Origin of the sequence: Pelomonas aquatica (genome assembly GCF_026712205.1) — a bacterium.
Lineage (GTDB): Bacteria > Pseudomonadota > Gammaproteobacteria > Burkholderiales > Burkholderiaceae_C > Pelomonas > Pelomonas aquatica.
In genome coordinates, this window is sequence record NZ_JAPPUW010000044.1 from 1 (window position 1) to 6,694 (window position 6,694).

General features: G+C 63.1%; 9 protein-coding genes and 1 other annotated feature. Of the genes, 1 reads left to right on the forward strand and 8 read right to left on the reverse strand.

Translation table 11 applies throughout. From position 1 onward, the window contains the following. Positions 1-153 precede the first annotated feature (153 nt). The 8 genes from NYP07_RS23715 to NYP07_RS23750 form a co-directional block, all read right to left on the reverse strand. The gene (locus NYP07_RS23715; protein ID WP_003100847.1) at positions 154-711 is read right to left on the reverse strand and encodes a recombinase family protein; all 558 of its coding nucleotides are present in this window, start codon (positions 709-711) and stop codon (positions 154-156) included. Next, positions 705-1,076 (reverse strand): hypothetical protein, encoded by a 372-nt coding sequence (locus NYP07_RS23720; protein ID WP_003100853.1) that lies wholly within the window; start codon positions 1,074-1,076, stop codon positions 705-707. The genes NYP07_RS23715 and NYP07_RS23720 overlap by 7 nt, the downstream gene beginning before the upstream one ends. Beyond that, positions 1,073-1,573, reverse strand: coding sequence for a hypothetical protein (locus NYP07_RS23725; protein WP_003100856.1), 501 nt, complete (start codon positions 1,571-1,573; stop codon positions 1,073-1,075). Before NYP07_RS23725 ends, NYP07_RS23720 begins: the two co-directional genes overlap by 4 nt. Then, complete coding sequence (locus NYP07_RS23730) at positions 1,570-1,896, reverse strand: hypothetical protein (protein WP_003100858.1); 327 nt, start codon at positions 1,894-1,896, stop codon at positions 1,570-1,572. The genes NYP07_RS23725 and NYP07_RS23730 overlap by 4 nt, the downstream gene beginning before the upstream one ends. 254 nt (positions 1,897-2,150) lie before the next feature. Continuing rightward, the gene (locus NYP07_RS23735; protein ID WP_003465043.1) at positions 2,151-2,507 is read right to left on the reverse strand and encodes a cupin domain-containing protein; all 357 of its coding nucleotides are present in this window, start codon (positions 2,505-2,507) and stop codon (positions 2,151-2,153) included. A 47-nt stretch (positions 2,508-2,554) separates the two neighbouring features. Then, the gene (locus tag NYP07_RS23740; protein WP_003154411.1) at positions 2,555-2,728 is read right to left on the reverse strand and encodes a hypothetical protein; all 174 of its coding nucleotides are present in this window, start codon (positions 2,726-2,728) and stop codon (positions 2,555-2,557) included. Between the two features lie 15 nt (positions 2,729-2,743). After that, entirely contained in the window at positions 2,744-3,130 is a 387-nt protein-coding gene (locus NYP07_RS23745; RefSeq protein ID WP_003100872.1) for a HepT-like ribonuclease domain-containing protein, read from the reverse strand. Then, entirely contained in the window at positions 3,127-3,417 is a 291-nt protein-coding gene (locus NYP07_RS23750; RefSeq protein WP_001247892.1) for a nucleotidyltransferase family protein, read from the reverse strand. The genes NYP07_RS23745 and NYP07_RS23750 overlap by 4 nt, the downstream gene beginning before the upstream one ends. Positions 3,418-3,575: 158 nt before the next feature. On the opposite strand from NYP07_RS23750, the gene NYP07_RS23755 reads away from it, so the two are divergent. Beyond that, positions 3,576-6,542, forward strand: coding sequence for a Tn3 family transposase (locus NYP07_RS23755; protein ID WP_085513320.1), 2,967 nt, complete (start codon positions 3,576-3,578; stop codon positions 6,540-6,542). Between the two features lie 2 nt (positions 6,543-6,544). Next, positions 6,545-6,650 (forward strand) — a sequence feature (AL1L pseudoknot). The last annotated feature ends 44 nt before the right edge of the window (positions 6,651-6,694 follow it).

Here is a 6,694-nt window from a genome sequence, read left to right on the forward strand (position 1 = left end):
CATCGAGTTCTACAACATGCGCCGCCCGCATTCGTCGCTCGGCGCCAAGACCCCGGATGAGTTCTACTTCGCGTCGCTGCCGGCGATTCAACAGGCAGCCTGACGGATCGAGTTCCACTTGGGGTCGTCTCAGAAAACGGAAAATAAAGCACGCTAAGCGTGCGTGGAGGCTGGCACCCAGCGGTACAGCGTCGGAATGGACACGCCGAGGTTCTTGGCCACGTCCTTGGGCGGCACCCCGCTGGCCAGCAGCTTCTTGGCCGACTCGATCTTGCTGTCGGTCATCTTCGGCTTGCGGCCGCCTTTGCGGCCGAGCTGCTTGGCGACTTCCAGCCCGGCGCGGGTGCGCTCGACGGTCAGCTCGCGCTCCATTTCGGCAAGGCTCGCCATGACGTGGAAGAAGAACCGCCCGGATGGTGTGCCGGTGTCGATGGAGTCGGTGAGGCTCCTGAACTGGACACCGTGCTTGTGCAGATCGCCGACCAGATCGACCAGTTGCTTGACCGACCGGCCCAGCCGGTCGAGCTTCCAGACGACCAAAGTATCGCCTTCGCGCAGCATTTCGAGCGTCTTGGCCAAGCCAGGCCGGTCTGCCCGCGTGCCACTCACCTTGTCCTCGAAGACCTTTTTACATCCGGCCTTGCTCAAGGCTTCGCGTTGCAGCTCCAGGTTCTGATCCTGCGTCGAGACGCGCGCATAGCCAATCAACATGGCTTGTCTCGCGCCCGGTCGATGCGTTCCTGCATCGCCTGCATCACTTCTTCGTGGGTGTACGATCTGGCGTTGGCGTCGGTGGCTTGCCGCAGGGCTTCCTCAACCTCGCGCGTCATCCGCTCGTAATCCTCCGGCCACAGCGCTTGCTCCATGCGCAGCGACGCCTGACCCAGCAGGTGCAGCAGGCTGAACAGCCGCATGTCGTTGGTGGCGACGATGCGCTCCCGAATCTGCTCCTGAATAGCTTCGCTAGCCCGATGCGCTTGTGGTGTGGCAGTCCCCTCGTAGTCAGCGGGGAATTCCGCTTCCTCGGCAATCCTTGCCCAGGCGCTGGCCAGCGCCTCGATGGTTGACGTGCTCATTTCCGCCGCTCCTGTGCTCTTTGGCGAATCAACCGGCCAAGGGGCCTCGACGCGAAAACCAGCAGCATCACGCCTATCGGATACCAGGTCGAGAAGACCACCAAGGCATCGAAGGCTGGCCGTCCGGTGTTGGTAGGCAGTACGGCGGTCACAGCCATCAACCCGCCGACCGTCCAGATGATGCGCCACACGTAGGGCATCACGCGGGGCACGTAGCCGTCATCGAAAGCGGTCTGGTAGTAGCGGCGCAGGCCGCGCTCGGCAAGCGCCTGGCGCTGCCGCTCCGACAGCGCATCCGTCCGGCCATACCAGCGCCGGAATGGTGGACAGCGCAGCAGCAAAGGGGTGAAGAGGATCATCACCGCCACGATCGCGACACCCCACGCCATGACGGCGCCGGCATCGGGCCGCTTGGCGTTCTCGATCACGGGCGCGAAGACGCCCGGAGCACCGATCATCCAGAACAGCGCAATGTGCTGATGGAAGGAGAGCTTCATTTGCTCATCCACTTGCGCAGCAGGCGCTTTTTCAGGGAGGCGCGTTCTTGCGGGTTGCGTCCCTTGTGATTGGCGATGCGATCCGCCGTGGCGGCCTGGCGCTTGACGGGCCAGTAGGAGCGGCCATCCTTGCCCATCGACCAGACGCTGCTGGCCTGGTTTTCCAGCAGGGGCAGATGGGCGCTCAGGGCTTCGGGCGACGCGCTGGTCAGCGCCGTGCGCTCACGGGTGCGCCAGCGCTGATGCCAGAGCTTCTTGTCCTCGCGCTCGCTGCCGCAGGTCGTGTGCCCGACGATGGGTGTTTTGCGGCGGCTGCGGCTCATAACGTAGTGGTCTCCAAGAACATTCAGGACTGATCCCAGGCGTCGATGGTCAAGACCTGATCGGCAGGACAGGCGGCTACGCGGTCGGGAACTGGATGGTGTTCAGTCTCATGCCGACCCCATTCGATTGATCGCGTCGCTTGCGGCACGCTGCGACGCAAGGAGGTTTGCGACCTGGTTTAGCAGCCGTGTCCGCTGCATGTCTGTTACCTATCTCCCCGACCGCTCATTGGACCAACTCCAGAGATTGGGCTCTATCGCTCAGCCAATACGAAACCGGCATTGGCTGATGCCACAACCGAGACGAACACAAATGGCTCGGTACCTGTATTTCGCGCCCCGTGCACTTGGCCCGGTCTTGCCACGGCTATCTCACCTTCCCTGAGGGCACGAACAATCCCATTGCCCTGAAAGTAATCAGCCATTCCCGACAAAACAGTCCACGTGTCTTGGCCGTGAGGATGAATGTGAGCCGCAATTTCCTGCCCGGGATGGACATGCCAAACCACGATAATTGAGTCTCGGGTTTCAAGCACAACGGAACGAATAGGCTCGCCTTCGGACGGCTGAACATACTCGGCTACAGAAAATATTCTCGATTCAACAGTCATCGGAGATCCCTCTTTCACAGTGCCCCCAGACAGGCTGGATATGAGTTCTAACTCGAATTTGAACGGGAGGCTGGTCGTGCGGTCGTGCAGTTGCCGATGAGCGTGTCGGCTGCTGCCTCCTTGCCCACCAGCGAACTCACGTCCGTTGCGGCCATCCAGAAGGTCTTGCCCGAGCGCGGCTCATAGGTCGCGGGATCGAACACGCCAGAGGGGCCGAACATCGGCGGCTTGATTGGTCATGGCTCCATGCCTTTGTCGTTACGGTCTTCATCGTCGGCATCCTGACGCACGGCGGGCAATTGCTGGAGCAACGCCGGCAGCCATTCCTGTACCGTCTCCCACACCACATCGAGGTTGATGTCGAAATAGCCGTGAGCCATGCGATTACGCATATTGCGCATGCTGCGCCACGGCACGTCGGCATGCGCCTGGGTGAACTCGACGTAGCCATCCATCACCTTTGTGGCCGCCTCGCCGATGACGATCAGGCTCATGATGACGGCCTGCTGGGTGCGCTTGTCGGCCAAGAAGTCGTCCTTGGCCATCCCTTCCACGAAGCTGCGCGCATCGGTTGCGGCCTGCTGAATGTGGTCGAGGTAATCGGGCAGGCGGTTCTCGCTCATATCGGTTGCGCCTCCGCGAGCACCTTGGCCCGGAACTTCGGCGGCAGGTCGCCGGGAGTCAGCAGATCGACGTCAACGCCGAGCAGCGATTTCAGTTCTTCTTCCAAATCGCCCAAGTCCAACAACGTGGCACCGGGCAGCGCATCGACCAACAGGTCGAGGTCGCTGCCATCCCGGTCGGTGCCATGCAGCACCGAGCCGAAGACGCGCGGGTTCGCGGCGCGAAAGCGGCCTACCGCTTCACGCACTGCGCTTCGCTTCATGTCAAGCACAACAGACGGTCGCATGCGCATCCTTTCTTATCGAAACTCGTTGAGATGATATGCAATCAAGAATAGAATTTCAAGAACTATTTTCGAGAATCGCAATGCCTTGATTCCCGTGCCGCGCCGGTTGCCTTGGCGGGCTTGTCACAAACCTACGTTTTCAAGAAGAAGGAAACCGCATGCCCCGCCGTTCGATCCTCTCCGCCGCCGAGCGCGAAAGCCTGCTGGCGTTGCCGGACACCAAGGATGAGTTGATCCGTCACTACACGTTCAGCGAAAGCGACCTCTCCATCATCCGGCAGCGGCGCGGCCCGGCCAATCGGCTGGGCTTCGCGGTGCAGCTCTGCTACCTGCGCTTTCCCGGCGTCATCCTTGGCGCTGATGAGCCACCGTTCCCGCCATTGCTGAGACTGGTCGCCAACCAGCTCAAGGTCGGCATCGAAAGCTGGGACGAGTACGGGCAGCGTGAGCAGACCCGACGCGAGCACCTGGTCGAGCTGCAAACGGTGTTCGGCTTCCAGCCGTTCACGATTGGCCACTACCGGCAGGCTGTCCAGTTGCTGACCGAGCTGGCCATGCAAACCGACAAGGGCATCGTGCTGGCCAGAGCCTTGATCGAGCACCTGCGGCGGCAGTCGGTCATTGTGCCCGCCCTCAACGCCGTCGAGCGGGCGAGCGCCGAAGCGATTACCCGCGCCAACCGGCGTCTCTACGACGCCTTGGCTGAGCCGCTGACGGACGTGCATCGCCGTCGCCTCGACGATCTGCTCAAGCGCCGCGACAACGGCAAGACGACGTGGCTGGCCTGGCTGCGGCAATCCCCGGTCAAACCGAACTCGCGGCACATGCTGGAACACATCGAACGCCTCAAGGCGTGGCAGGCGCTCGACCTGCCCTCCGGCATCGAGCGGCTGGTTCACCAGAACCGGCTGCTCAAGATCGCCCGCGAGGGCGGCCAGATGACGCCCGCCGACCTGGCGAAGTTCGAGCCGCAGCGGCGTTACGCGACCCTGGTGGCGCTCGCCATCGAGGGCATGGCCACCGTCACCGACGAAATCATCGACCTGCATGACCGCATCCTGGGCAAGCTGTTCAATGCCGCCAAGAACAAGCATCAGCAGCAGTTCCAGGCATCCGGCAAGGCGATCAATGCCAAGGTGCGGCTGTTCGGCCGCATCGGCCAGGCGCTGATCGAGGCCAAGCAGGCGGGCCGCGATCCGTTCGCCGCCATCGAGGCCGTCATGTCCTGGGATGCCTTCGCCGAGAGCGTCACCGAAGCGCAGAAGCTTGCGCAGCCCGAGGACTTCGATTTCCTGCACCGCATCGGCGAAAGCTACGCCACGCTGCGCCGCTACGCGCCGGAATTCCTTGCCGTGCTCAAGCTGCGGGCCGCTCCCGCCGCCAAGGACGTGCTCGACGCCATCGAGGTGCTGCGCGGCATGAACAGCGACAACGCCCGCAAGGTGCCCGCCGACGCGCCGACCGAGTTCATCAAGCCGCGCTGGCAGAAGCTGGTCATGACCGACACCGGCATCGACCGGCGCTACTACGAACTGTGCGCGCTGTCGGAGATGAAGAACGCGTTGCGTTCCGGCGACATCTGGGTGCAGGGGTCGCGCCAGTTCAAGGACTTCGAGGACTACCTGGTGCCGCCCGCGAAATTCGCCAGCCTCAAGCAGGCCAGCGAATTGCCGCTGGCCGTGGCCACCGACTGCAACCGGTACCTGAACGACCGGCTGACGCTGCTGGAAACACAGCTTGCCACCGTCAACCGTATGGCGACGGCCAACGAGCTGCCGGACGCCATCATCACCGAGTCAGGCTTGAAGATCACGCCGCTCGACGCGGCGGTACCCGACACCGCCCAAGCGCTGATCGACCAGACGGCAATGATCCTGCCGCACGTCAAGATCACCGAACTGCTGCTGGAGGTGGACGAATGGACGGGCTTCACTCGGCATTTCGCGCATCTGAAATCGGGCGACCCGGCCAAAGACAAGAACCTGTTGCTGACCACGATCCTCGCCGACGCGATCAACCTGGGCCTGACCAAGATGGCGGAGTCTTGCCCCGGCACGACCTACGCCAAGCTGGCTTGGCTGCAAGCCTGGCACATCCGCGACGAAACCTACGGGGCGGCGCTGGCCGATCTGGTCAACGCACAGTTCCGCCATCCCTTCGCCGAGCACTGGGGCGACGGCACCACCTCATCGTCGGACGGCCAGAACTTCCGCACCGGCAGCAAGGCCGAGAGCACCGGCCACATCAACCCGAAATACGGGAGCAGCCCAGGGCGGACGTTCTACACCCACATTTCTGACCAGTACGCGCCATTTCACACCAAGGTCGTGAACGTCGGCGTGCGCGATTCGACCTACGTGCTCGACGGCCTGCTGTACCACGAGTCCGACTTGCGGATCGAGGAGCATTACACCGACACGGCGGGCTTCACCGATCACGTCTTCGCCCTGATGCACCTCCTGGGCTTCCGCTTCGCGCCGCGCATCCGCGACCTGGGCGACACCAAGCTCTACATCCCGAAGGGCGACGCCGCCTATGACGCGCTGAAACCCATGATCGGCGGCACGCTCAACATCAAGCACGTCCGCGCCCATTGGGACGAAATCCTGCGGCTGGCCACCTCGATCAAGCAGGGCACGGTGACGGCCTCCCTGATGCTCCGAAAGCTCGGCAGCTACCCACGCCAGAACGGCCTGGCCGTGGCGCTCCGCGAGCTGGGCCGCATCGAGCGCACGCTGTTCATCCTGGACTGGCTGCAAAGCGTGGAACTGCGCCGCCGCGTGCATGCCGGCCTGAACAAGGGCGAGGCGCGCAATGCGCTGGCCAGGGCAGTGTTTTTCAACCGCCTGGGTGAAATCCGCGACCGCAGTTTCGAGCAGCAGCGCTACCGGGCTAGCGGCCTCAATCTGGTAACGGCTGCCGTCGTGTTGTGGAACACGGTCTATCTGGAACGGGCTGCGCACGCGCTGCGTGGCAACGGCCATGCCGTTGATGACGCGCTGTTGCAGTACCTGTCGCCGCTCGGTTGGGAGCACATCAACCTCACCGGCGATTACCTCTGGCGCAGCAGCGCCAAGATCGGCGCGGGCAAGTTCAGGCCGCTACGACCGCTGCAACCGGCTTAGCGTGCTTTATTTTCCGTTTTCTGAGACGACCCCCTGAAGGCGTTTGTCGACCAGCACCGCCAGCAGCTTGGGGTCGAGTCGATCTGCCGCGTCTTGCAGGTCGCCCCATCGGCGTACTGGCGTCACGCCGCGCGTCAGCGCATCCCGGCCTT